The sequence below is a fragment of the Sporosarcina sp. P37 genome, assembly GCF_002109365.1.
Classification (GTDB): Bacteria; Bacillota; Bacilli; order Bacillales_A; family Planococcaceae; genus Sporosarcina.
Window position 1 is genome coordinate 2,430,826 of sequence record NZ_CP015349.1, and the last position, 26,699, is coordinate 2,457,524.

Annotated in this window: 21 protein-coding genes and 2 riboswitches; of the genes, 11 read left to right on the forward strand and 10 right to left on the reverse strand. The window is 44.4% G+C overall.

Annotated elements, in window-relative coordinates; genetic code table 11:
* Positions 1 to 52 precede the first annotated feature (52 nt).
* Together SporoP37_RS12360 and SporoP37_RS12365 are read right to left on the reverse strand one after the other, a co-directional pair.
* Complete coding sequence (locus tag SporoP37_RS12360; protein ID WP_081243939.1) at positions 53 to 328, reverse strand: YqhV family protein; 276 nt, start codon at positions 326 to 328, stop codon at positions 53 to 55.
* Between the two features lie 166 nt (positions 329 to 494).
* Complete coding sequence (locus SporoP37_RS12365; RefSeq protein WP_085431793.1) at positions 495 to 1,862, reverse strand: DHA2 family efflux MFS transporter permease subunit; 1,368 nt, start codon at positions 1,860 to 1,862, stop codon at positions 495 to 497.
* 462 nt (positions 1,863 to 2,324) lie between these two features.
* Here SporoP37_RS12365 and SporoP37_RS12370 point away from each other — a divergent pair, with 462 nt between their 5' ends.
* Positions 2,325 to 3,491: an FxLYD domain-containing protein gene (locus tag SporoP37_RS12370; RefSeq protein ID WP_085431101.1), complete on the forward strand. Its 1,167-nt coding sequence runs from the start codon at positions 2,325 to 2,327 to the stop codon at positions 3,489 to 3,491.
* A 255-nt stretch (positions 3,492 to 3,746) separates the two neighbouring features.
* Here the strand turns inward: SporoP37_RS12370 and SporoP37_RS12375 are convergent, their stop codons facing one another.
* A complete protein-coding gene (locus tag SporoP37_RS12375; RefSeq protein ID WP_081243941.1) occupies positions 3,747 to 3,977 on the reverse strand; it encodes a hypothetical protein in 231 nt (76 codons plus the stop codon).
* Positions 3,978 to 4,159: 182 nt separating this feature from the next.
* Between SporoP37_RS12375 and SporoP37_RS12380 the strand changes: the two genes are divergently transcribed.
* The 5 genes from SporoP37_RS12380 to SporoP37_RS12400 all read left to right on the forward strand — a co-directional run bounded on the left by SporoP37_RS12380 (position 4,160) and on the right by SporoP37_RS12400 (position 9,887).
* On the forward strand, positions 4,160 to 5,944 hold the full coding sequence (locus tag SporoP37_RS12380) for a serine hydrolase domain-containing protein (RefSeq protein WP_158233595.1): 1,785 nt from the start codon (positions 4,160 to 4,162) through the stop codon (positions 5,942 to 5,944).
* A gap of 284 nt (positions 5,945 to 6,228) precedes the next feature.
* Positions 6,229 to 7,350, forward strand: coding sequence for a PP2C family protein-serine/threonine phosphatase (locus tag SporoP37_RS12385; protein ID WP_081243943.1), 1,122 nt, complete (start codon positions 6,229 to 6,231; stop codon positions 7,348 to 7,350).
* Positions 7,351 to 7,365: 15 nt separating this feature from the next.
* Entirely contained in the window at positions 7,366 to 7,791 is a 426-nt protein-coding gene (locus tag SporoP37_RS12390; protein WP_081243944.1) for an ATP-binding protein, read from the forward strand.
* A complete protein-coding gene (locus SporoP37_RS12395) occupies positions 7,792 to 9,486 on the forward strand; it encodes a methyl-accepting chemotaxis protein (RefSeq protein ID WP_085431103.1) in 1,695 nt (564 codons plus the stop codon). It abuts the gene before it with no gap.
* A gap of 14 nt (positions 9,487 to 9,500) precedes the next feature.
* Positions 9,501 to 9,887, forward strand: a complete 387-nt coding sequence (locus SporoP37_RS12400; RefSeq protein WP_085431104.1) for an STAS domain-containing protein — start codon at positions 9,501 to 9,503, stop codon at positions 9,885 to 9,887.
* A 114-nt stretch (positions 9,888 to 10,001) separates the two neighbouring features.
* Here SporoP37_RS12400 and SporoP37_RS12405 read toward each other — a convergent pair whose 3' ends face one another.
* Complete coding sequence (locus tag SporoP37_RS12405) at positions 10,002 to 10,616, reverse strand: transposase (RefSeq protein WP_085431105.1); 615 nt, start codon at positions 10,614 to 10,616, stop codon at positions 10,002 to 10,004.
* 349 nt (positions 10,617 to 10,965) lie between these two features.
* Positions 10,966 to 11,856, reverse strand: a complete 891-nt coding sequence (dapA, locus tag SporoP37_RS12410) for a 4-hydroxy-tetrahydrodipicolinate synthase (protein ID WP_085431106.1) — start codon at positions 11,854 to 11,856, stop codon at positions 10,966 to 10,968.
* A gap of 117 nt (positions 11,857 to 11,973) precedes the next feature.
* Positions 11,974 to 12,151: riboswitch (Lysine riboswitch) on the reverse strand.
* Between the two features lie 485 nt (positions 12,152 to 12,636).
* On the opposite strand from dapA, the gene grpE reads away from it, so the two are divergent.
* Both grpE and SporoP37_RS12420 read left to right on the forward strand, forming a co-directional pair.
* On the forward strand, positions 12,637 to 13,230 hold the full coding sequence (gene grpE, locus SporoP37_RS12415; RefSeq protein ID WP_081243949.1) for a nucleotide exchange factor GrpE: 594 nt from the start codon (positions 12,637 to 12,639) through the stop codon (positions 13,228 to 13,230).
* Positions 13,231 to 13,314: 84 nt separating this feature from the next.
* Positions 13,315 to 14,493, forward strand: coding sequence for a tetratricopeptide repeat protein (locus SporoP37_RS12420; protein WP_085431107.1), 1,179 nt, complete (start codon positions 13,315 to 13,317; stop codon positions 14,491 to 14,493).
* A 141-nt stretch (positions 14,494 to 14,634) separates the two neighbouring features.
* Here SporoP37_RS12420 and SporoP37_RS12425 read toward each other — a convergent pair whose 3' ends face one another.
* Positions 14,635 to 15,717, reverse strand: a complete 1,083-nt coding sequence (locus tag SporoP37_RS12425) for a YARHG domain-containing protein (protein WP_085431108.1) — start codon at positions 15,715 to 15,717, stop codon at positions 14,635 to 14,637.
* A 278-nt stretch (positions 15,718 to 15,995) separates the two neighbouring features.
* Between SporoP37_RS12425 and SporoP37_RS12430 the strand changes: the two genes are divergently transcribed.
* Positions 15,996 to 17,501, forward strand: coding sequence for a S8 family peptidase (locus SporoP37_RS12430; protein WP_198160024.1), 1,506 nt, complete (start codon positions 15,996 to 15,998; stop codon positions 17,499 to 17,501).
* Positions 17,502 to 17,571: 70 nt separating this feature from the next.
* On the opposite strand, the gene SporoP37_RS12435 is transcribed toward SporoP37_RS12430, so the two are convergent.
* The 3 genes from SporoP37_RS12435 to SporoP37_RS12445 are packed head-to-tail and all read right to left on the reverse strand — an operon-like array spanning position 17,572 to position 20,128.
* On the reverse strand, positions 17,572 to 18,612 hold the full coding sequence (locus SporoP37_RS12435; RefSeq protein ID WP_085431110.1) for an ABC transporter substrate-binding protein: 1,041 nt from the start codon (positions 18,610 to 18,612) through the stop codon (positions 17,572 to 17,574).
* Positions 18,609 to 19,361, reverse strand: coding sequence for an ABC transporter permease (locus tag SporoP37_RS12440; protein ID WP_085431111.1), 753 nt, complete (start codon positions 19,359 to 19,361; stop codon positions 18,609 to 18,611). Before SporoP37_RS12440 ends, SporoP37_RS12435 begins: the two co-directional genes overlap by 4 nt.
* Positions 19,358 to 20,128, reverse strand: coding sequence for an ABC transporter ATP-binding protein (locus tag SporoP37_RS12445; protein WP_085431795.1), 771 nt, complete (start codon positions 20,126 to 20,128; stop codon positions 19,358 to 19,360). Before SporoP37_RS12445 ends, SporoP37_RS12440 begins: the two co-directional genes overlap by 4 nt.
* A gap of 83 nt (positions 20,129 to 20,211) precedes the next feature.
* Positions 20,212 to 20,309, reverse strand: a riboswitch (TPP riboswitch).
* Positions 20,310 to 20,510: 201 nt separating this feature from the next.
* Here SporoP37_RS12445 and SporoP37_RS12450 point away from each other — a divergent pair.
* Together SporoP37_RS12450 and SporoP37_RS12455 are read left to right on the forward strand one after the other, a co-directional pair.
* Positions 20,511 to 21,080, forward strand: a complete 570-nt coding sequence (locus SporoP37_RS12450; protein ID WP_081243955.1) for a TetR/AcrR family transcriptional regulator — start codon at positions 20,511 to 20,513, stop codon at positions 21,078 to 21,080.
* Positions 21,081 to 21,112: 32 nt separating this feature from the next.
* On the forward strand, positions 21,113 to 24,169 hold the full coding sequence (locus tag SporoP37_RS12455; protein ID WP_085431112.1) for a YhgE/Pip domain-containing protein: 3,057 nt from the start codon (positions 21,113 to 21,115) through the stop codon (positions 24,167 to 24,169).
* 135 nt (positions 24,170 to 24,304) lie between these two features.
* Here SporoP37_RS12455 and SporoP37_RS12460 read toward each other — a convergent pair whose 3' ends face one another.
* Entirely contained in the window at positions 24,305 to 26,554 is a 2,250-nt protein-coding gene (locus tag SporoP37_RS12460) for a DEAD/DEAH box helicase (RefSeq protein WP_085431113.1), read from the reverse strand.
* Positions 26,555 to 26,699: the final 145 nt, after the last annotated feature.

Genomic DNA, 26,699 nt, shown 5'->3' on the forward strand with positions numbered 1-26,699 from the left:
TACGATGAAACTGTCAGGTTCTTTCTGTTTGCAGATATGTATGGGGAGTAATTTATTTGGATTTTAAACTGAAAATAATGAGGAAGATTCCGGTGAACAGACAAATTATTCGCACTAAAGATATTTTTTCAGTAAGACCATGCAATGCGATTCCCGTCGTAACTATTAATATAAAAGGACCTACTAACGCAAGCAAAGAGTTAATATAAAACGCCTTTTCTAAGTCATTAAATTTAAACATCAGTGCGGCAGCCGTTACTTCTATACTTCCTGAAATAACTCTCAATATAATAATGAAAAGCAACGCACTTTCTATCACGGAAACCACGTCCTCTGATTGTATTTATGCTTAGTATATGCAGTGCGTTAATGAGTTATTTAGCCCTTTAGATATCACAATAGAATGAGCGAAGTTGCTTCATCGCGCTGCTTAAAAAAGTACCAGGTTCCGAGACAATTCTAAATTGTGTCGGAACCTGGTACCTTTCAGTAATTCACACACGAACACGTTTTACAAACAGCGATGCAATAAAACCTGCAACAGCAAACGCTGCGATAAAGTAAAACGCATATTTCGTGCCCGCTGCGATTAATTCAACAGAAGGAGCACTCGGTGAGACTTTCAAAAGCAAGTTTTGGCCATGTACCAATAATGTAATGGCTAATGCCGTTCCTGTGGCGCCTGCAATTTGTTGGAGAGTATTCATTACCGCTGAACCATCTGCATAGAGTTCGCGCGGTAATTGATTTAATCCATTGGTTTGTGCAGGCATGATAATCATGGAAATGCCCATAAAGTATATCAGGAATGCAATGACGATTTGCCAAATGGCTGTCTCTGCTGAAATAATTATGACAAACATGATACTCGAGATTGCGGTGAATAGAAAACCAATCGGTAAAATCTTTTTGACACCGAATTTATCCGTCAGTATGCCTACAACCGGAGACAGCAATGCGTTCATGGCGCTCCCTGGCAGCAGAATAATCCCCGCCATTGCCGCGCTTACTAGTAAAGAAGTTCTCAAGTACAGTGGCAGTAAAATAGCTGTAGATAAAATTAAAAACATCCCAATGAACAGCAGCAATGTGCCTAACGTAAACATCGGATATTTAAACACACGCAAATTGATCATCGGCTGTTTCATCTTCAGCTGTCTGGTGACGAATAGCACGAGAGAAGTAACACCGATTGCCAATGGTGTATATACTTGTGCGGAAGTTATAGACTTTTCCGCAATCGTACTTAAACTGTAAATTAATCCGCCAAAACCAAGCGTGGACAAGATAATCGATCCGACATCAATCGTCGGTCTGGTAATTTGGGAGACGTTATCAATTTGCTTCAGACCTAATACGATTAATCCTACATAGAATATCAAGCTAAGCCAGAAGATATATGACCATCCCAGGGTATCAACAATTACGCCGGATAAGGCAGGGCCTACTGCAGGGGCTGTTGTAATGACTAGTCCCATGACCCCCATGACGGCACCGCGTTTATGGATCGGAAAAATTAATAAAAGAACATTCATCATCAGCGGCAGCAGGATTCCTGTTCCGATCGCCTGAACGATCCGTCCAATAAACAACACGGCAAAACTGGGTGCTGCCGCCGCTAAAATTGTCCCTGCTATTGAAAAGGCAAGAGAAGCAATGAGTAATTGTTTTGTGGTGAACCATCGGATTAAGAGAGAAGAGACAGGCACTAGAATACCTAGCGTCAATAAATATCCTGTAGTCAGCCACTGTGCAGTTGCCGATGTGATAGAGAAGTCGGACATAATATTAGTAAGAGCCATATTTAAAGCTGTTTCACCAAACAATCCGATAAAAGCTCCAAACATCAAAGTAAAAGCCATCGCTTTCGGATGACGTACTTGAACGATTTGTAATGAGGACACAATTTACTTCCTTTCTAAACAGACTGATGCAAAGTGCATATGCAAGAAACGAATTATGATGAGACAAAGGATATCGATCTTGGCGATGACCAGAGAAAGATATCCTTAGATGAAATAAGTTCATCGCTATTCATAACTTGCCGCTTGAGCATTATAGCATGTATGTGGAAAGGGAGGATATAATGGCGACTGCTGAAGACGCATTCAAATTAGAACAGAGTGACGGGGCACAACGCAATTGCATTTTTGTGATATCGTTGTTGGCCTATATGCCCTATTATAGAAAGTGATTACATATTTTTGATAAATTGTTTGTTATCTTAAACGTTTTTAACACAATTCTATTCACTAGTATGATTTAACTACTAAAATGGTATAGTTCATGTAGAATAGTAGGAAAAAGGAATAGGAAGTGGCTTTATGAAGAGATTATTGTTTGCTGCGGTTTGCTCATCTTTAATTCTAACTGGTTGCGGAGAAACGAAAGAAACGATGTCAACGAACGATGTAAATGCCGGGGAGAATGGCAACGCAGAAAAGAAAAGGTTGGATAGGGAGGAAAAAATTGCCTCTGAGTTTTACAGCAAATTTATTAATGGGAGCAAAGAACAACAAGAAGAATTTCTGACTGAACACGTACATAGTGAAGGTAAAGAGTATTTTTCCAGCATGGTTGGAGAATCTCAAAGTACAGTTGAGAGTAAAAATGTACAAGTTATAGAAAGTGTGCCAACTACGTATGATGATGGTTCAAAAGGAAAGCTCGTATTGTTGAATGTAGAGAATGGAGCAGGAGACTTGCGTGAGGTAATCTTAGCATTTCAAAGAGAGAATAAGGATTTTCAGTTAGTGTACAGTACTACTTCTGAAAATGAAGATGAATACGCGGAAATCTTCAATAACTTACGGGCTGAATTTAAAGCACCGATTGCAAAAAAATTAAAGCAAAGAAAAGAAAAGGAAGCATCACAGAAAGCAAATGTAGAAATATCAGATCAAGTATTCTATTCGTGGAAAGACAGTATTGGAACAGTATGGACTAATTACAGTGCAGAGATTAAAAATACTGGTGATGCAATTGCTGATCTAGGTTCCATTCAAATTAACTTTGTTGACGATAGCGGTGCAATCGTAGGAACGTCAGACATGGTCACGCCTGTTCCTAATACACTATCTCCGGGCGAAACAGCATATATCGGCGATACCGCTATGCTAAATGCGGTAGACAAAGCGGATGTGGTGGCAGACGTTACTGTAAACATCGATTTTAGTAAGACGACGGATGCTGCCATGTTACTCGAAACGGAAAATGTGAATTTCAGGGAAACAAATAATGATTACGGAAATCCTTATGTAGTGACAGGGACTGTGCAAAATCCCACTGAAGAATTGGTGGATGATGTGCGTTTAGCAGCTGGTCTTTATGATAGTGAAGGGAAATTGATTGGTGTATTGAAGGAAACATTGACAGTTAGTCTGAATCCAGAAAGTACTGCCGGTTTTGAAATGACCTATCCTGAAATTTCAAAAGAAATCAAAGGGAAGGTCACTGAAGTGAAAGTAAAGGCATATAATTGGACCTGGTGATTAACTTAGTATTTAATTAGTCTGCAAAAAATAAACAGATCCATAAATTACCGTAAAATAATCTCGTCAGTATTATTAGCTCAGTCGCGTTAGTTAGCAAAACTATCTAATATAGTAGATGAGAAATTAAAAACGCCCCCGTGAATAGTGCATTTTGCAGCCATCTTTCGCATTGAATAATCCAATCAGTTTTCAAACAGCTATTTATATATGTACAACACAGCCGCCACTTACAAAGTGACGGCTGTATTCACATCAATAGCGTTTACAAAAATGAAACAGCCGGGAAAGGCCTTTCAAAATAATCGCCAGCGCGAACAGCACAATGATGATCACCAAAATGCCAACGAAGACTGTCAGCAGCAAGCCTCCTGCGAGGGATGCCAGTAAAACAGGGACGATTAAAAACAATCCCAGCACTGCATATGCGGCTAAAATTCCGAAGAAGAATAGCCATTCATTACTTAATTTATCGCATTTGGACATGAATATCACCCCCTTGCCGTACTGTATGTAGCAGGCAGCAAAGCGGTGTAATACAATACACACGGTTTTCAATATAATAGAGTGAAAAGCACTAGATAATTTATCGGAAATTCATGAAAGAAGCAGCAACTGGTGAAGTTCTGCGTGTTAACACCCAGACCGAACGAAAAAGGGGGGTATACATGAAACACCTAACTTCGTGCATTCATTTATTACTCATAACGTGTGCAGCGTGCATCATTTTTCCTTCATCTATCTATGCGCTGAATACACAATCCCTGGAACGTGAAATCGATCAGCTGATTACAGAACATCAAGACGATTCTGCAGGTCTTGCCGTACAAGTCGTTCAAGATGGGGAAGCAGTCATTCGGAAATCAGCAGGCTATGGGGACTTAGAAAAGCAGCGCGCTGTCGATGATGCAAGTGTATTCGAGTGGGGATCAGTTTCTAAAGTACTTGTCTGGATCAGCGTCATGCAGTTGGCGGAGGAAGAGTTACTGGAACTGGAACAGGATATTGAGCATTATCTGCCGAATTCATTTGAGTTCCCTAAACCTATACAGTTACAGCATCTGATGAATCATACAGCTGGATTTGATGATACGTTTACAGACTTGATGCTTCCTGCACCTGCTGAAATTCCTTCGCTTGCACAAGCGCTGGAGAATGCCGATGTGAGGCAAGTGTTCCAGCCGGGTGAAGTCGCTGCGTACTCTAATTATGGGGCCGCGCTTGCGGCGTATATTGTGGAGAGGGTCAGCGGGCAGGATTACAGGGAGTATGTGCACAATCATATATTCCGGCCGTTAGGAATGGAGCACACTTCCATTGACCCCTTGCAGCGTGATCATCAATGGGTGAAAGAGCAGCGGCTTAAAATCAAAGGATATACGGCGGAAAATGAACGGATGGCTCCGGATTTTTATGCGATTCCGCTGTATCCTGCGGGCAGTGTCATAGGGACGGCGAATGATTTAGGATTGCTTGCAGCCGCGTTATTATCTGAAGACGGACACCCGCTGTTTAAGCAGGCAGAGACGATTCATCAATTATTCCAGCCGACTGATTATTATCCTGGAACAGATATTCCGCGTATGGCGAACGGTTTGTTTGCATTGCCTGCTTCAAGTGAAGTGTATGGCCATGGCGGAAATACCGCAGCGTTCAGTTCTTCTATGTATCTGGACCAGAAAAAAGGAATTGGTGTGCTGGTGTTGACGAATCAGGCGAATGAAAGCAATTTTACATTAGGCATTCCTGATTTGTTATTTGGAAAGCCGGAGCATCATACGGAGGGGCAAGGGCTTGAAGATCCTTCCGTTTGGAAAGGTGTCTATGAGCCGGCACGTATGCCGCACCACGGATTCAGCAAGATATACGGTGTGCTGAATCGCATATCGGTCACAACATCCGGTTCCAAAGATTTGAAAACAAATGGAGTCGTCTACGCGCAGAGAAGTCCCGGTGTGTATATATCTGACGGGGAGCTGGGAATCTATAGCCGTGATATGTATTCTAAGCATCCCGTGCATGGAAATATTCTGTCAGCGTATAACGGAGATTTGCTGCAAGTGCCTATGTGGCGGCATGTGCTTGACTGGTGTTTGATTGGGATTGGATTGATTTCTGTCTTGTATTCGGTCATTCTGCTGGGTATTGCGGGTTTCCGAAAGACTATGCGGCGCGCGGCCATTCTTCTGCCAAATGTACTAAATGTGTTGCTGGCGGCTGCTGTTAGCGGGATGTTTTATCAAGCATTGTCCTTCACTGCTTACGATTCGCTGAAAGTTTTCATGGCTTTTTCACTGGTTTATGTAATGATGGCCGGGTCGTTTTGTGCAGCTTGGTTAGCAGTGAGATGGACCTTTCATTTTACTAAGGGGCAAATGGTATATTTCATTTTTACCGTTCTCTCGTGCGTGTCGCTGTGTGTGAATGTGATGTATTGGGAGTTTTACCGATGAGTGCAAACACTGGACTGTTTGCAGCGGCAACAGAAAAGCAAGTGATACGAATAAAGCACATCTTCCTGTTATGCAAGGGGGTGTGCTTTTTTTGGTGAAATTTTATTGGACTATTGTATTAGTTATGCGATTCAATAAAAAATACATATAATTACTCGCTATATAAACACCCTGCTGTATTCAATTTCTTTGCAAAAATGCTGACAGTCTATATCTTTCCTCATAGACATAAAGTATAATGATATTGAACTAGTATACTACTAATTTTAAGGAGTTACTGAAGAATGACTGTTATTATTATCGGAGATGTAGGCAATGATGTCCTTAAAATTCAGAAAAACTTGCAGCAGCTGGATCTGCACACGATACATGTATTTCAAAGTGCATATACGGCCATTCAATATGAGCATCTATTTTTAGATGAAGAGATTAGGTTAATTATTTATGACGCGAATTTAAATGTAAACAATTACGAAGCAAATTGCCGTGAAATTGAAGCGCTGAAAGGCTGGCGGGATGTGCCGATTCTGCTGTCGACTTCATATGAAAAACCGGTCATTTTTGAACGTCTTCTGGATACCGGGATATTTGATTTCATCCTGAAACCGTTTGATTTTATTCAGCTGAAGATTCGGATTCGGATTGCGCTGAACTATTATGAAGAAACGAAGAAGCGGAAAGCGCATGAGCTGCAGCTGAAAACGGACTTGGCCATTGCGAAAAACGTTCAGAAAAGTGCGCTGTCGCAAGAATTGATGCTGCCGTCTATTGAAGTGAACGGCATGTATTTTACTTCTCAGTCACTCGGCGGCGATATGTATTGCTGGTTTCAGCTCAATGATGATCTGACTGCGGTGCTGCTGTTTGATGTGATGGGCCACGGGGTGTCGGCGGCGCTCGTGACGATGTCCATTCGGTCGCTGCTGAAGGATATTATCGTAAAGCTGATTGATCCTGTCAGTGTAATGAAAGAAATGAACAGGAAAATTTATGAACTGTTTTCCACTGACGGACTTGATTCGTTTTTAGTGACGGCGATCTATGTGGTCATTGATACAAAGAATGGAACGCTGCAGTATGTAAATGCTTCACATCCGGAAGGGGTCATGTTCGGGAAGTACGGTGAAACCGTGATGATGCATGCGAATTCGCCAATACTCGGCCTGTTTCCAACCATCCAAGTCAAGGCGAAGAGCATTCGTCTGACAGGTTGGCACCGTATCATTTTATATACAGACGGCTTGTTCACTTTATATCCTGATCAGAAAATTGACTGGGACTTTTTTCATTCATACAGTTCGCAAAATAGCCGCCTGATGCTGCGGAAGTTTACGGAAGAGTACAAATTACCGCATTTGCCTTTGGAAGATGATATTACAGTTGTTTCGATCACAACTGCATTATAAGTGGGGGAAACCGTTATGGAGTTTACATTCAGTATCATACCGAACCAGCAGTCGATCCGGCTGATAGATCAGCTCATGGAAAACTACACGGAGCTGTATGCGATCCCATGCGCCCGAGAGATTTGTTTTGTGACGCATGAACTTGTGATTAATGCAGTGGAAGCGATGGAGAAAGACGGCAGGACTGAATCGATTGAAGTGTATGTGCGCAATGAAGATGATCAGCTGCATATTGCGGTTACCGATTCTGCGGAAGGAATACCAGAGGAGCAGTGGCCTGGAATTCTCGGTGCTGCGCTTGCAGATGAAAGCTTCTGTGAGCGGGGGCGCGGCTTTTTATTCATACAGCATATGGTTGATCAGCTGTGGTTTGAACAATTGTCCGGCTCGCAATTTTTGGTCGGCGTGAAGAAAAAATTACTGGCTTCGGAGGAACGATAAATGAAATGGTCAATTGGCAAAAAGATTAACGGAGTAATATTACTGGCAATTGTGCTGCTTTCCGGTATTTTAAGCGGTCTGAATTACTATGCCACAAAAGGGAATTTGCTTGAGGCCGCGGAGACGAAATTGATGTCCGATCTGCAGCTGAGTATGGAGCTGCTGAATAATTCCGTGCCGGGCGACTGGTCCATCACGAATGGTTCGTTATATAAAGGCGAAATGGATATGAACGAAGCATACGATATTCCAGATCAGCTGGGGGAGCTGACATTCGGGAACACGATGTCCATTTTTCAAAATGATACACGGATTACAACGAATATTATAGAAAATGGGGAACGCCGTTTAGGTACGAAAGTGTCTGAGCAAGTAGGAGACGTTGTTCTGGGAAAAAAGGAACGTTTTATCGGTACGGCAGATGTTCTGGGCGAGCCGTTTCAAGCGGTCTACGATCCTATTTTTAACAAGGAAGGTGACGTGATCGGAATTATCGCGGTTGCGATTCCTGTGGCGCCTTATATCAAAATTGCTGCTTCTTCCGCAACACAGACGATTATTATTTCCTTAGTGCTTGCGGTACTTGTCATTCTGATTGCGAGCTTTATTATCCAGCGCATCATTGTTCGGCCGATTAATCGTTTGCGTGACAATGCGAATGAACTGGCAGATTTGAATTTAGATGTTGCGCTTTATGAAGCAAAAGGAACAGACGAAATCGCTGACCTGTCAACTGCCTTCCGCCATATGAAAGAACAGTTAACGGAAACAATCGAGCACGTCGCGCGAAATGCCAAAGAAATCGCCAATTCTTCAGTCGCACTGGCAGAGTCATCGCAGCAGACGAATGAAACGGCTAGCCAAATCGCTTCGACCATGAATGAAATTGCATCCGGTGTGACGAATCAGTCCGAACATGCGGAACAGATTGCTGGAATGATGCGCGATACGATAGCTGAAGTGGAAATTAATTTAGGGCATGTCGAGCAGAGCCTGCTGAACGCCAAGCAATCTACGGTTATTGCGCATGAAGGTGAGCAGGCAATCAGCAAAGCAATTGAACATTTAAGCACAGTGACAGAAACGGTAAGCTATGCGACCGATTCCATTCAAAAACTGGGCATGCGTTCAGAAGAAATCGGCGGAATTATTACCGTCATCACCGCGATTTCTGAACAGACAAATTTACTGGCGCTGAATGCGGCGATTGAAGCAGCAAGAGCAGGAGAGCACGGCAAAGGTTTTGCGGTCGTTGCAGCTGAAGTGCGTAAACTTGCTGAACAATCAAAAGCAGCCGCCCAGCAAATTACGGATTTAATTACCGATATTCAAGCAGAAACATCGGTGACAGTCCGGACGATGGAAAGTAATCTGACAGCAGTGGAAGAGCAAGTCGTCATTATTAATCAAGGCGGGGAAGCGCTGAAGCATATCGTGGAGAAAGTCAGTGAGACAGAGTCGGGGGTTGGACAGATGAAAGAAGCATTCGTACACGTGAATGAAAACTCTCAAAATGTCCAAGATGCCATCCAAAATATTTCCGCCATCATTGAAGAGTCCGCTGCTGCGACAGAGCAAATTGCCGCTTCATCTGAAGAACAGTATGCCACAGTAGCGGAAATCGCCGACAACACAACCAGCTTAGCGGAAGTAGCCGATCGTTTACGTGAAGAAGTGAATAAATTTAAAATGTAATGGAGGCAGGCAGAATGGAACAAAAAACAGCAGCATTGCAAGTGACGGAAAAAGACTCGTATGTGATTCTCGGTTTTTCAGGCCATTTGCAGTACGGCTCAATGGAAGAGCTGAAAAAACGGCTGCAGAGCATACTGCAGAAAGAAGACAGCAGTTTCATCCTGGATATGAGCAAAGTTCAGAATATAGACAGTACAGGCTTCGGTTTGATCGTCAACTTTGCCAAAAAAGTATCGTTGAAAAAGGAGAAAATCGTCATTATTATCGTTGACGACTTTGTCCGTAAGTTATTCTCCATTTCCCAATGTGACAGAATTTTCCCGATCGTTGACAGCGAAGCAGCTGCTTTTAAAATGCTTCAGCACCATGTAGAGACGGAACTTACTGTTGATGAGTATTGAATTGGTGTTGGTGGTACCAGGTCCCCACACAATTCCGGAACTATTCAGTTAATTCAGCATGCGGTGCAAAAAGACTTCTAATCCAGTAGATTAGAAGTCTTTTCGAGTATCATTTTATTGTAATTCCGTAAGCGCTTCTAAAATGTCCTTACTTTTGTAGACGTTCAAAATATCTTCCGTTTTCATCAAACAATAGTGCACGTAGGCTTCTGTAGTTTTCTCGAACGGTTGTGGCAGGCAGTGCGGGAGTTTTGATGTATTGAGATACGGATAAGGTGATGGAGCAGAAGAGTGGTAGCAGGGGAATGTACTGAATGGATAATCAGCCAAATGTTTGACCATTGGTGTTTTTGTTGCGATCGGATTTCGGTGTATGTAGCGGCTTACAGCGAGCAATGCGTAAGGCGATTTTACTTCTCTGGAATAATATCGGCCCTGGTAAAGTTGTCCGATATACCCATAACGTTTAGAGTAATAATCGCTGTATTTTCGATTGATATGCCGCATGATTTTGGAAAGGTCATCTTCGGATTGTAGTAAAATATGATAGTGATTTGTCATGATACAGAACGCAAAAATTGTAAAGTGATAATTAATAGATGCGTGGCCTATGCATCGCATCAGGTGCAACATGTCTTCTTCGGTAGCGTAGATGTTCTGTCGGTTATTGCCGCGCATGACGACATGGTAGTTTACACCTGGCCTCCAATTCCGTTTGCGTCTTGCCATTGATCTCTCCTCCTCTTGTCCTGTGAATATGTTGAGTATAGAGGGGAAGTTTTATTTTGGTCAAAAGAGCGAAATTGAATTTTGGATAGCGTAAAGTGCATACGAATCATGTTGGGGGTTTGAAGAATTGAATCTTTCGGGCTGATACAGTAGAAGAATTGAATTTTTAGGTTTTTTGAATGTGAATTGTGTGCGAATTGTACTGGGACCTGGCACCATCTTCGACAAATTGTGTGGAAATTGTACCGGGACCTGGTACCGCTAACAGCACCAACACAAAAAAACTGTCCCAGAAAGTCCATAGACACAGGACTTTCCAGAACAGCTTATTTTCATTCCTCTACATACATCAAAAACCCACAGCAGCCCGATCGTCAAGTTCCAGCACATTCTTCAATGAAGCCACTTCTTCGTCTGACAAAGCAATCATTGGCAGACGCACGCCGCCGACTGGAACGCCTGTCAAATTCAATGCAGCCTTCGTTGGAGAAGGGTTCGGAGCTGCGAACATTGCTTTCATAATCGGCAATAGACGACGGTGAATAGCTGCCGCCTGCTTGGTATTGCCGCTTCTGAATTGATGGATCATCTCTTGCATTTCATTTCCGATAATATGTGCAGAGACCGATACGACGCCTGTTCCGCCGATCGCCAGCACCGGAAGTGTCGATGAGTCGTCGCCTGTATAGACGAAGAAGTCGTCACCTGTATGCTCGATAATAGATGCCACAGCGTCCAGATCACCGCTCGCTTCTTTTACAGACGTGATATTAGGAACGTCAGCCAGACGGATAATTGTTTCAGGCAGCATGTTCACTGCGCTGCGTCCAGGAATATTGTACAGCATGACCGGCAGAGTCGTCGTTTGTGCAATCGTCTTGAAGTGCTGATACAATCCTTCTTGGCAAGGTTTGTTGTAGTAAGGGACGACGAGCATAATGCCGTCAACTCCTGCTTCTTCTGCCTGAATGGTCAGATCGATCGATTCTCTTGTGCTGTTCGATCCAGTGCCGGCGATGACAGGTGCTCTGCCTGCCACGGTTTGGACAGTGAACTTGAATAGTTCCACTTTCTCTTCATTCGTAAGTGTAGGAGATTCTCCTGTGGTACCTGCGACGACTAGTGAGTCTGTTCCATTGGCTAGCAGATGGTTAATCAGATTGCGAGTTGCTGTGTAGTCAATGTCTCCTGATTCAGTAAACGGAGTTACCATTGCTGTCATAATTGATCCGAAATTCATTATTCTCCACATCCTATCATTTTATTAAAAAACACAGAGGTGGGGGCGGTATGTTAATGAACGCAAAAAGCAACAACGAGGGCTCGCTGTTGCGTTGAAATAATGAATTATTTCTTTGCATGAGATAGCCCACCATATAGTTTCCTATATGACAATCCTGCACTTGTTCAGTCCAGGATCAGCTTGGAGATCATGAGTTTCTCGCCGCTTCGGCAAATTCCCCTTTCGACAATCTTCACAGAACCTCATGATCCTCTGATTGTGTACTAATGGTTTTTGCGCCTCTATCTTACTTCGGAAAGTTCGAAATAAGTGAATGTTTAATTAACCCCACTCTACTAGGTATCTCGGGAAATAGCAACCAAAACATTATACAAATGCAAAAATAGTTTGAAATGTCAGTGGTTTTCTCAGAAATCGATTTCTTCTTGCCTAGATGAAACAGATACTAGTACCATCTGACAATAACCAAAAATGTTCAGAATACAAACTTTGCGCCGCTGATCAAGGAAAGCAGAATGAGGTTTTACTCATACTACAACTAAATCGTTCAATACAGGAAGAGTTCTCAAAATGCGGGGACTCTTTTTGTCTATCTGTGGCAGATCCTGCAGCATCCCGTCAGATAGAATGCGCAGGCGGACGTAATCATTCGACAATTCACCGCCCAGTATTGTGTTGGCCCCCAAAAAATGCTATCTTATCAGTATAATAGCCTAACGTGAGTCTGGGCTTTTCTTGCTTGAAACACTACATAGGTTTTCTGAAAAGGGGAATTCGATGAGTACTATGCATGAGTCCGCGAATAACAGGCCGGAAGAGTTACAGCGTTTATTAGATAAAGAATTAATGCAGCTGGAGAAAATTACGATTGAGGATTTTGAAGTAGATCCTATTGAAAAGCCGGTCACAAAAGAAGATTTGAAGCAATTTCAGCAGTTTACCTCCACCAGTTTCCGCTCGCTGGAAGATTTATTGGAAAGCAATCAAGCAATCTTGCCTGTCGATGAAGCGGTTACACGCCTGCAGGAGGAAGCCTTGCAGGACCGGGTGAAGATGGCGAAACGCGCAGTGGAAATCTTTACATTATTTGAAGAAGGCCGCGATAAGCTCGGCTTTGATTCAGAAGAACTCATTGAACAGTTTGATGTGATGCTGGATGAAGCGCACCGTCTGCTCGGAGAGATGGGCATTCAGGAACGGGCTGTACTTGGCGAGTATTTTGATGAAAGCTTTATGGAAGCAATCGGCACCATACCAGCAGAAGAAGCTGATGAAGGTGTGGACCGCTTCCAGGTAGGAGCTGTCTTCCGCAGAGCATTTATACTGGAAGATCAAGTCGTTCAATACGCGCTAGTGAAAACGGTTTTGTAGAAGGGGGAACGTCTATGACGAGCACACTGATCAATCAATGGTTGAGTCACTGCGTCCGCCCATTGAGTAAGTGGAGGTGATTCAATGAGTTCATTCACTAACATCCCGATGCTGGTCCAGCAAATGCAAAAGGAGATCCGGCAGAAGCGTTATAGCCATGCTTTAGATACGATAAGAGAGCTTGAAAAAATGGGTGTCAGCCAGAAGCAGATTCTCTGGCACAAGGCAGTGCTTGAAAGTAAAGTGGGCAATCTGCATGCGGCACTGGCCTATTTGAAAGAACTGGACAGTAAGGAGCCCCATGTAGCGAAGCTTGAGGAAATGATTCTCGGCAATTGGGACACATACACGCAAGTCGTCGCTGAATATAACCGCGCCGTTTCAGAAATTCAGCTGGGCTATGCGGAAAATGCACTACATATACTTGATTATGCCATTCATCTCGCAGGAAAACTGCCGATTCCGATTGAACTGTATCGAATGAAAACGATCCTGTTGGCGCGTTACCACGCAGGCACGCTGGCGCGCTTTACAGCAGGCTTGCCAATGTACGCACTGGACGATTCCACGATCAAACGCGTTGTGGCGGCAGAACCTCCGCGTCCGGATATTGCAAGGCCTGTGCCGAAGCCGAAGAGGAAGCGCAAACTGAAGAAAAACGCCGTGGCAGGCTTAATTGCCATTGCCGGTGTGCTGCTCGTTTCAATCGTGATGCTGCTGGCCAATATGATAGGACAGCAGCAAACCGCTAACGAACCGCCAGCCGCTACGCCTGCCGAGAAGCCGATCGCAGTCGTGGACAAACCTGCTAAAAAGCCTAAAGCAAAGCCTGAAGAGGAAGAAGAACTTCCATACGTTACAGAAGAAGCAGCGAAAACGTATTATAATGAAGGCTATAAGCAGTTTTTAAACGAAAACTTCCCGGCAGCTATTATCTATTTGAAGTATGCTGTGCAAACGGAAGAAAGCGACTATTTCACCGACGACGCATCCTATTTCCTTGCCTCCAGTTATTTGAGGGAACGGGACTATCAGAAAGTCGTCGATATCGCTCGGGCATTTTTAAAAGAAGACAACCCGAATTATAAAGAATCGCCATATCGGGAAGGAATCCGTCTGCAGGAAAGCCGTGCGCTGATGCAATTGGATGAACACGATGACGCCATCGCGATTTTGCAGGAGCTTGTCAATAAACCGAATAAAGATTGGGTGACCTATGAGGCGAAAGCAATGTTGAAAACGGCGGAAGAGGAAGCGCGGTGAGATTTTCTTGCCGCGTTTTTTGGCGTGCAGAAATGGCGGAGGGGTGCGGCAGAGCGAGTTTGTACCGCGCCGATCCAACCCCCAAGACACACAAAAAAAGCGACCAAGGAAAGTCCAATATCTTTCCCGGTCGCCCCTGTATCACTCATATGATTTAATCAGCTGGATATTATGCTTTTCCCATTCCGCGAGCTTTCCGTCAAAGTCGGGATTGGGTTCGTACCATGACTGCGAACCGAAGTAGTTCTGCAGATCTTTTGATTTGAACATATAGCCGTGGCGCGCGAAGATTTCATTACGTGCGAGCCGCAGATCTTCTTTTGATAATCCATTCAGGTCGGATTTGTCCAAAAAGACGTCTCCGCTGTATGAGATGATGAATTGGTCCTGATAGACGCCCGACGGCACTTCTTTTATCACTTCTTTGATAATGACTGGTTCGTCGGATTGTTCCGGCATTACGTCATTTTGTACGGTGGCTTCGCTGTCAGGGGTGCTTTCGTTTTCTTTAGCTTCTGCCGCCAGCTCTTCTACCGAATCAAATGACAGCTGAATCGTTTGTTTTGCGCCGAATACATTGGCTTGAATTTCTTCCTGCACGAGTTCTTCATCGATCGTAGTCGTCATTTGAATAGGGTAGATGCCTGCAAGGAACGGTCCGAACTCAGCCGTTTCATCACGCTTTTTGATATAGCCGATTTCTGCATCATGTAATGCCAGCACAGTTTCTTCACCGAGTGACTTTACTTTCATAATATAGCCCGCCGGATTGATCGTATAGCGGGGGAATAGGCCGAATCGTTTGCCTGCTGCGCGCAGGGAGAACATGCCGTCTTCGGATTCTTTCAGCAAATTATTTTCCGCGACTTGTACGATGGAAGGGTTTTTCTTCACAAGGTGCAGCAGCGCTTGAATGCTTTCTTCATCGATTGCAATGCGTGTGTCTTTTGGTTTGATTAATTCTTGAAGAGTGTCTTTATCCTGAGCGATCAGCGCAGAGATGAATTGCTCTGTAGTGGCTTCTTTGCCGTATTTATTTTCTAAAATGAGATAACCGGTTAGTATGATAATCACTATTACAGCTGCTGCGAGCAGATAAATAGGCAGTTTCAGTAAAGACTGTTTTTTAGTATAAGAACGCCGTAAAGTAAATGTCGTTCCGCAATTCGTACAGGTCTCTTGATCATCAGTATTCACTTCATTACATATTAGACATTTTTTCATGGGTATGCTCCTACTTTATGCTAAGGCTCCGTGGCACGGATGCCAACGTAGTCAAGATTATACTATGTCTGGCTCGATTATTCTAGATGAAAGGATTTTCGCTGTATACAGTGGGCGTAAAGTATGCCAATTTATACGCTATTTGAAAATAATTCCTGTAAATCGGTATTATGCTCATCAATAAGTCTGGGAGATTAGCAGTTTTTGGGCTATAATAGGGTACATTCAACGGATTTTATTCCACAATCATATAAAAACTACTAGAGATGAGTGAAGAAATGAATCAAAAGCACCTTACAAGTTTACTATTGCTTATCGGGCTGTTTTCTATAATGGGGTTTCATAAATCGGCCAGTGCGGAAGATGGAAAGTATACGGAGTTATTAGTAGAGTATGAAGAAACTAGACAGTCATTTTCAGCTGAAGAAGAATTGCCGGGTGTGGAAAGCCGTGAAAATATTGCGGATCAGGTGGAGTTGTGGAGCTTCACAGACGCAAAAGAAATGAAGATTGTCAAAGAACAGCTGCTGGAAGACCCCGGCGTTTTGCATGTAGAGCCGAATTATGAACGCTATTCGCATATTTCATACGACGATCTTGATTTGACGAAGCAATGGTGGATTCCGCAGGTGAAGCCGCGGCTGATTTGGGCCAGGGCGGCAGAACAGCAAAAAGACGCTGTCGTAGCGGTTATCGATTCAGGTATTGATCTGCACCATGAAGATCTGCAGGGCCGTATTCAGGCGGGCGGCTTTAATTTTTATGCAGATAACTGGGACGTGCAAGATATGAACGGACATGGCACTGCAGTTGCGGGTGTCATTGCAGCAGATACGGGAAGTCACCTCGGTGTGGCGGGGATTGCCGGAACGTATAATGTACGCGTATTGCCGCTGAAAATTTCTCATGTGAATGGGACAAGCAAAGTTTCCAATGCCATTAAAGCGATTGACTATGCACTAGCGAAAAAAGTGGACGTGATCAATCTAAGCTTTGGCAGCAGCGAGCCTTCTCTGCTGGAAGAGCAAGCCATTAAACGGGCTGTCGAGTCAGGCATCACTGTCGTGGCATCTGCCGGAAACAGTGCCGAAAAAGGCAATGAAATCATGTATCCGGCATCGTACGCAGATGTGATTTCTGTTGGAGCAACAGATCCGCTGAATAAACGCGCCAGTTTTTCTAACTATAATAAGCATATTAGTCTGGTTGCGCCTGGAACGGCTATTTTTACTACGGCCATTCACAACAGGTATCAATCGGTCAGCGGGACCTCCTTCTCCGGACCTGTCGTTGCAGGGGCTGCCGCTGTCGTGAAATCGCTGCGGCCTCATTTGGCACCAAGTGACATGAAACGGCTGCTTGAAAGTTCGGCAACAGACCTTGGTGTGCCGGGAAAAGATCCACATTACGGGGCGGGGCTGCTGAATATTAGCATGCTCCACTATTTATTGCCGGGCGGAAATGAGCCTTCATTTACAGGGGACTTTCCAGACAAGACAGTAAAACCTGCAAAAGTATTTACTGTCCGTTTTTCACATGAATTAAACATGGCGGAGAATTATCATCCGTATATTGATATTACGCGTTCGCCGAACAGTGCGGATCGGCAGCTTGATTTTACTGCCCGGGTCAATCCCGCGGACAGAAAAGAGCTGCTGATCTCACCGAACACGCATTGGGGTGAAGGCATTCATTATTTACGAGTTCAGGAAGGGTTGCCGAATACGAAGAATGAGCCGCTGAAGAAGTCGGTGATTATAAAGTTTATTGTGCAGCCAGAGTGACGCCGGCTAATAGAAAAGCTGTTGCAGAAGTCTAGAAGACTCTCCGCAACAGCTTTTTGTCTGTCTCTTTTTACTTCGTTACTTTTGAAAACACATCAGTCGAACTGATGTCTTCTATCATATCTTCAACTTCAGGCTTTGTCTTGATCAATTCCATTTCGTACAGCCAGTCCCGCACTTCTTCCCAAGATGTTTCGTCGAGCTTGCCGAATGCTTCTCCGCCTGTATCCATCATAGGCAGCAGAATGTTCAAACTTTCCGTTTCAATCGTCCGATCAAGCGGGAAGTTCGCCTGATCCTGATTGTTCATTAACAGCTCAAGTGCTTCTTCGGGATTTTCTGCCATGAATTCATAGCCTTTTTGTGCTGCTCTCCAGAATGCCTGGATCGCATCCTGATCTTTTTTCCATGCGTCGTCACTGGTCAGCAGGACGATTTCACTGTAATTTGGCACACCATAGTCAACGGGATTGAAGTAGCGCGTTTTGAAGCCTTTGCTGTTCATGACAGGCACTTCATGGTTAATGAATGTCCCCGTGACCGCGTCAACACGTTTAGAGACGAGTGATGATTCCAGTTCAAACCCTACATCAATCATTTTCACCTTGCCGAAGTCACCGCCGTCATTCGTTACCATAGTTTTGATCAATGATTCGTTGAGCGGAATGCCCGGGTAGCCGATCGTTTTTCCTTCCATGTCTTTAGGAGACTGAATAGGGCTCTCCTCGAGCATAACCGTGTAATTCAGCGGTTCGCGTACAATTGAGGCAATCGCCTTTACGGGGATATCTTCATTTGCCTGCGCCAAAATCACATCCGGCTGGTAATACAGACCGAGCGTCACTTTGCCTGCTGCGGTCAAGTTCATCGGATCGGTTGGGTTCGCAGGAAATTGAATATCGACTTCCACATTTTCTTCATTGAAATAGCCTTTTTCCTGTGCGACGTATAAATAGCTATGTACGGCGTTTGGGTACCAATCGAGCATAATACTGACTTTTTTCTTTTCGTTATTCGGCGTTTCTTCATTGCCGGGCGCTTCTGCTTCATTAGTGCAGCCGGCGATCAGTAATAAAAGAAACGTTATCCCCAGTAACCAGTGTTTTTTCATTGGTCGTTCCTCCATTGTAAAAAGTATTTTTCTGCGGACACAACAATCAGGAAAAAGAGGATGCCCACTGCAGACAGCAGGACGATGGGTGCAAATACAGCTGCACTGTCAAATTGGGTCATCATTCGTCTGCTGAAATAGCCGAGCCCTGCCTGTGCACCGAGCCATTCGCCGATTGCCGCGCCGATTACACTCAGTGTGACCGCCACTTTAAGTCCTGAAAAAAACGACGGCAGTGCAGACGGCAGATCCAGCTTATAGAATATATCTTTTGCCGACGCACCCATCGTCCGCATCAGTTCGCGCAGGTTCCGGTCGGATGAACGCAAGCCGTCAAAGACGCTGACGGTAATCGGGAAAAATGTAATCAGCACAGTGACCGCCACTTTACTCCAGATGCTGTAGCCGAACCACAGAACGAAAATCGGTGCCAGCGCAATGATCGGAATGGTTTGCGATGCAATCAGAATGGGATAAAACGCCTGCTCCATCAGCTTTTTACTGTACATGGCAATCGCCAGTGCAGATCCGACGATGATGGAAATGGACAAGCCGATCAAAATCGTCAGCGCAGTCGGAGGCAAGTGGTGGATAAACAGCTCCGTTTTTAATTCCCATAATCTGAGCAGTATGGCGGTGGGTGACGGGAAAAGGAAGCTTTTGTCGTAAAGACGCGCTGCGATTTCCCAGATGACCAGCAAGACCGAAATGAGAGAAGCCGGCCAGATATAAGAAATATTCATCTTCATATTCGCTCCTCCGAACGAAGCTCCGCGATCAGCTGCTCTTTCAATTCCACGAGTTCAGGCTGTGCCAAGTCCCGCATCACCCGCGGACGGTCAAGCGGCACCTGTACTTCGCGAATCGTCTGCACCGGCTTTTCAGCAAGTACGAAAATCCGGTCTGACAGAAATAACGCTTCGTCGATGTCATGTGTGATAAATAAAATCGTCTTATCGAGTTTGCGCCATTGACCGATCAGCCACTCCTGCATCGTCAGCCGTGTGATGGCATCGAGCGCACTGAACGGCTCGTCCAGCAATAAAATATTTGAGCCCGTGAGAATTGTGCGCAAAAACGAAACGCGCTGCCGCATGCCGCCTGACAGACTTCCGGGATACGCGTGTTCTTCGCCGGCCAGTCCGAAATCTGCGAGCAGCCCGATCATTTCATCAGCAGACGGCTTTACGCGCTGCAGCTCAAGCGGCAGCCGAACGTTTTCAAGAATCGTCCGCCACGGCATAAGCAAATCTTGCTGCGGCATATAGCCGACTTTTCCGAGACGGTCTGCAGCCGCTTCACCATTCAATAAAATGCGGCCGGAGTCGGGATTCTCAAGCCCTGTAATCAGCCGAAACAGTGTGCTTTTTCCATAACCGCTCGGCCCGATGATGCTGACAAATTCCCCTTCATTCACATGCCAGTCGACGTTGTTCAAGATAGCTGCAGGTGCTGCATGTTTCGCCGTCTGATAGTGGAACGATACGCTGTTAAATTCAAGAACTTTTGTCTTCATGTAAGCACCACTTTTCTTTTCTTCAAAAATAGACGCAAAAAAACCACTTCTATTTGCGAAGCGGTTGCATAGTACGGCCAGTCCCGTCCATATGTCCACTTCCCTCCGCTAGCATTACCTAGTGCAGGTTCAAGGGTTAAGGCAACGGCCTCTCTCAGCAAAAGCACCCCTAGTGTTTATCCACCTCTAATGGTGTCATATCGGCTACTATTAGTCAAGACTGCATTGGAATAGGTTACCAGATGCTTGTCCGTTTTATATCTAACAAATGAAACGATGCCTGAAAATGAAAGAAGAAAACTTGCATTCATTGATGAATCTATGTAATATAATGACTAGCAGACCGGAATGGTATTCTGGTCATTTTAAAGGAAGTGTCATGATGGATCGAAGAGAAGAAATAATGCTGGCGGCGGAAAAGTCGTTTACGATGTTTGGATATAAAGCGACGACCATGGATCAAGTAGCGAAAATTGCAAATGTCGGTAAGGGTACAATTTACACATTCTTCTCCAACAAAGAAGAGCTGTTTCATTCCATCGTTTGGAAGATGGTCGGTGAAATGAAAGATGTATCTGAGCAAAGCACGAGAGAAGGCGCTTCGTTTCAGGAGAATGCCCATGCACGCATCATGCAATTACTGAAATTCCGTGAAACGCATCAGCTGTTTGTTAAACTGATTGAAGAAGAAAAAGAGCTGCGCACCCCGGCAGTGGGTGATGTGCTGACGTCAATAGAAAAAGAGATTTTGAAGTTTATTGCAGGAAAGATTGAGCGCGGAGTGGCAAAAGGGGAATTGAAGCCTTGCAACAGCGAACTGGTCGCCTATCTTTTGTTTAAATCCTATCTGGCATTAGTCGTCGATTGGTCTAAAACTCACGACGAACAGCTGTCAGAGGAGCAAATTACCGATGTGCTGAATGAGACAATTTTCTCCAGCCTATTGGTATGATGCAGGAATGTAGAAGTGAGGTTTTATACTAGATGAATAAAATTTGGTTTATTGTTAAACGGGACATCCGGAATATCACAAAAAACAAAGCGGCGCTCATTGTCATTGCGGCGATTGCTTTCCTTCCTTCATTATATGCTTGGATGAATATCCTTGCTTCATGGGATCCGTACGCGAATACGCAAGGCGTGTCAGTCGCGGTTGTCAGTGAAGACGAAGGTGCAGTCATTGAGGATAAGGAATTTAATGTCGGGGATGAAGTCATCGTCTCACTGACCAAAAACGATGATTTAGGCTGGAAGTTTGTGACGAAAGACGAAGCGATTACAGGTGTTAAGCACGGCGATTACTACGCTGCCATCATCATTCCGAAAAATTTCTCTGAGAATTTGAGCAGTGTCGTGACAGATGATATCAAACAGCCGACACTCGATTACTATATTAACGAAAAGATCAATGCGATTTCTCCCAAAGTGGCAAGTAAAGGTGCTTCTTCTATCGTAGAAAACATTGACAAAACTTTCGTAGAAGAAGCGAATAAAGCCGTTATTAAAGTATTCAACAATTTGGGCGTGGAGCTCGAAGGCAACCGCGCCAATATCGAAAAGCTGCGCGATATTATTTATCAGCTGGAAGAAGATATTCCGGACATTTATTCGAAGCTGCAGCTGGTGGATAAAGGATTGAATTTCGCAGATTCTTCTGTGGACCGGGTCGATGTAGTGCTGGACGACGTGGATGCAGTGCATGCCAATGCCAAAAAACTGAATGCCCGGCTGATTGCGAAGCTCCAAGAAAATGAAAAAGCCGTGGACAATACGCTGCGTATGATTACGTCGAATCTGGAGAGTGCACAGACGGCGTTCCGCAAAGTGCCTAATTTGACGAGCGAGCTGTCAGGCAAAGGCGAAGATGTGGATCGTCTTGTCAATTCGCTGCGTGATAAGCAGGGGAAGCTGGAAGATACGAATGCACGTCTTGACGATATCTATGAGTATTTGAAAAAACAGGATCAACAATTAAAAGACTCTGCGAATATTAAAGAGCTGCAGGCGTCATTGAGTGACAGCACGGCGGATTTAACCCGTTTAAAACAGAATCTGCAAACATTGATTTCGGACTTGCAGAGCGGGAAAAATCCGGCAGCTGATCTGATTACACAGACGCAGGCGCTGTCAGACAAACTGGCTGAAGATATGGACCGAATGAAAGACAGTTACGAAAATGTGCTGTCACCGCAAACGGAAAAACTTATGAAACAGCTGAAAGAACTGTCCGCGAACATCACGGGCTTGCTCGACCGCGCGACAGAAGTAAATGCCCATGCACTGCAGGCTGTTCAAAAATTAATTGATAAGCGGGAATCCATTGATCTAAGCGGATTCCAAGAGCAATTGGACGGCATGTCGTCAGCGATTGAAAGCCAGCTGGGAAAAGTGGATACAGTGATTTCCGTACTTGAAGCTGCCGGTAAATTGACAGGCAGCGACAGAATTGCAGGCCTCGAACAAAAATTCGTTGACTTAAAGACGCAGCTGCAAAAAACGCAGCAAGTTATCAGCCAACTGCAGGCCGCCATCGATAAAGGAGAAAAGCCGAGCCTGGCGCTGCTGAATCAGCTGAAAGGTCAGTTAGAGGCAGCAGAGCAGCGAATTACCGATGCACGAAAGCAATTCGACGCAAGCAGTCAACAGGCGATCAATGAAGCGATTAAACAATTGCAGACATTTGATCAGGGATTGCGCGACCGATTCAATGAATTGCAGGCGTCGAAAACTGAAATCGATGAAAAACTGGCAGCGCTGCTTGAAACGGCCGAGAATCCGAAGCGCACGATTGAAGCATTGCAGACAATGGTCGGCCGAATTGACAACGGCCTTTCAGCCATTGGCTCCATCACGGGCGGATTGACCGACCTTCAGAATTTCATTAATTCAGATCGGCTGTCGAGTGAAATTGAGCGGATCAAAACGGTTCAGGACAGTTTATCAACAGCGAATGAATCGGTCGGCGGGCTGATCAGCCGTATTAATGAAACGAAAGCGAATGGCAAGAAGCATCTCGCTGAAGTCGACCGCGTATCCGGTGAACTGGATCGTTCTGTTGGCGAGGCAATTGATTTCGTCAACAGCGATTTAACGAGAAAATATAAATCGGCTATGCGTGACGCAACGAATGCGCTGTACGATGTATCTGATGTACTTGATGAAGTGAATGGCCGAATTCCAAGACTTCGCACAGCGCTTGAGAAAGCAGAAGCAGGCATCGCAGTCGGGAAAGAGGACTTGGCCAAAGCGGAGAAATACTTCCCTGAAGCACGCGACATGATTGAAACGATGGCGGAGAAAATTCGCGCACTGGAAAAAGACGGAGATTTGGATAAGCTGCTGGATGTTCTCGCGACGGACCCAACCGGCATCAGTAAATTTTTCGCCGACCCCGTTGTGCTGGACGAACACCAGCTGTATCCGATACCTAACTACGGTTCCGCGATGAGCCCGTTCTATACGACGCTTTCATTATGGGTCGGCGCCTTGCTGATGGTTTCTACATTGAAGGTGGATATCCGCGAGAAGACACGATTTAAAAGTTACCAGACGTATATGGGACGGCTAATTATCTTCGCCGGAATTGGAACGATTCAATCATTAATCGTGACGCTCGGTGAGTTGTTCATTATGAATGTGTACGTGGTGAACAAGCTGCCGTTCGTGCTATTCGGCATGCTGATCAGTATCGTCTTCGTAACAATCGTCTACACGCTGGTATCTGTATTCGGCAACACTGGAAAAGTCATCGCCATCATTTTGATGGTGATGCAGCTCGGTGCATCAGGCGGAACATTCCCAATCCAAATGGCGCCTGACTTCTTCCAGCGAATTTCAGCATTCATGCCGTTCACTCACGCGATTACTCTATTGAGGGAAGCAATCGGCGGCATCATTTGGGCAGTAGCAGTACGGCAAATCATCTACCTGCTCATCTACTTCGCAATTGCGATAGCTGCGGGAGTTGGTTTGAAGAAATTCTTCAATAAATCGAGTGATAAGTTTATTGAGAAAGCGAAGGAAAGTAATCTTGTAATGTGAGTGGTTTTAGTGAAAGGAAAGACTGTACGAGAAGTCGGCTGGGGCTGACTTCTGTGTGCGGTCTTTTTTTTGTGGGTTGGGAGGGGGCGCGCTATTTAAAAAGAAGACTGCGCGAAAGCCGTCTCCTAATGCCTATCAAAATAGCTTCATTTGCTCCGAACTGCATGTACCGCCTGTTTTGCTGACATAGCCCAAATCCCGAAAGCCTTTTGACCGTTTTTTGGACATTTGTACAAGGCTTGGTACGTTATGATCAATGTAATCGTATACGCGTACTTCTTGCTTTTGGGAATAGTTCCGATGCAGCCTCCCAACGTATTGTGTAAGGAGTCCCTTCCAAGAAATAGGCATAGTCAAAAAAAGTGCATCCAATCTCGGAAAGTCAAAACCCTCACCAATGTACTTTCCAGTCGCTATAATTAACAGTTCCTCCTCCATTGGCAGATCTTGAATCATTTCTAATGCTTGGTCCTGCTCTTTTTTAGTCAGGTCACCCGAAAGCACAACGATATTTTTGGCGAAACCTTTAAATAAACGATGAAGTATTTTCACATGGCTAATTCTTTCAGTCAGAATTAATGGTGTTTTACCTTCTTCCAGCGCACTAAGTACATCGTCGAAAATTAATTGATTGCGTTTAGTGTCCTCTGCAATTTCATTGTACATTTGCTGAATATTTTCAGAAGCGGTTTGATAAGAAGTTTTTCTTTCTAGGATGAAATGATGGAACGGCCGTGTGAGCGCCTGCTCTTTAGCGTCTGTTTTGTATAAGACCGGCCCGCATTGCATGGTAATTATCGGGTGAAGTCCATCTTTTCGGACAGGTGTCGCCGTCAGACCATACACATGCTTTGCTCGCACCATCTTCATTAATTGTTCATAGGTATAGGCTGAAAGGTGATGACATTCATCTACAATAACTTGTCCATACTGCGTGATAACAGGATCGATACCATTAGAAGTGAGTGTTTGAATCGTAGCTACATCAATTCTTCCCGTCGACATACGCTTGCCCCCGCCAAATTGCCCTATTTCATTGCGGGGTATGTCCAGAAACAGTGAGAGTTGGTCGATCCATTGATTCATTAATTGCTTACGATTCACAATGATGAGCGTATTGACTTTCTGTTCGGCAATTAACGCTGCTGCAGTTACGGTTTTTCCAAATCCCGTGCCGGCTGCCAAAATTCCACTGTCATGCGCCCGTAATTGTTGCAGTGCATCGAACTGTTGTGATGACAAAGTTCCGTGAAAATTTATTTCAATTGGACTGCCTGAAAACCGTTCGTTTATCCATTCCGGTTGAATTCCTTTTGAGGATAGTAATTCGTGAATAGCCTGTTCACATCCCCGGGGAAGAATGAGGTGGGTAATAGTTTTATCAAAACCTTCAATCACGGCCGGGATATTATATGTAGATAGTCTTTTGGCTTTTGCTTTAAAATATTCTGGATTTCCAAAAGAAGCAACTTCTTCAAGCTGCGATAAAAGTGAATCTGATAAATCCGCCAATGTAAAATGAATACCGTTCTTTTTGACGGCTCGAAGGACATCAGGGTTTGCAGTAGTTTTATCGCCGCGGCCAGTTACGCCGAGCAAGTTTACGTAATGTTCGATGGCAAGTGGATCAACTTTCTGTATACAGGATAAGTACAGCCATTGATCTTCAAACGGCCGGAAATTTTCATCCACAAATACACTATTGCCTAAATCCCGTGCATAGCGCTGTAATGGCAAGGCTATTAAGTTACCTAAACTAGCAGCAGTAGGTAAGTGATCCTGGGTTGGAAATAAACGATCGAATGACTCTAGTTCTGCAGACATTTTATTATCCGCTTTTTCCATCAAAGCGTAACCAAGATGGCGGGCGAGTGAAGCAGATAAAGGATGGGAGAAGAAAATCCATATATGTGCACCGTTGCCTGAGCGGGATCTTTCGATACTGAAAGGAATTCGGATTTCTTTGCAAATACTTGCGAATGACAGCACATCACGCTGCCAATTCTTTTTATCAAAATCAACTGCAAGAAACCAGCATGAGTTATCTGCTAAAAGGGGGTATAGCCCGATTACATGTTTGCCGCTTAGATGATCGTAAATTGTCTGATCAGTAAGGGGAATGTACTTGTTACGTTGACGAGCGGGGGAATAACCGCTCTTGCCATTTTGCATTTCCCATCTGGTTGCATAAACATCTGTCCTGCCGCGAAATATACTTTGGAAAAGCTGCACCTTTTCCTGGGCTGTCGAATGATCAGTAACTACCATGTGGGGTTCTTTAACTTGAAATCCTGGCAGATGGGTTTCCAGGATCATTTTTAAATACATATTTTCAGTCTGTAATCTTTCAAGTGATGAAGTTATCTCATTTCCATATTTATTCATAACGTACACCTCTTTTATCTCTGCCCCTTGATTTTTTCATTCACTTTACTAATAAATCAATATTCTGGATATATAATGAACAAGTAGACTATAAAGTGTTTGAATTTGAACAAATGTGTACTAAAATCTCACCCTGTAATTTACT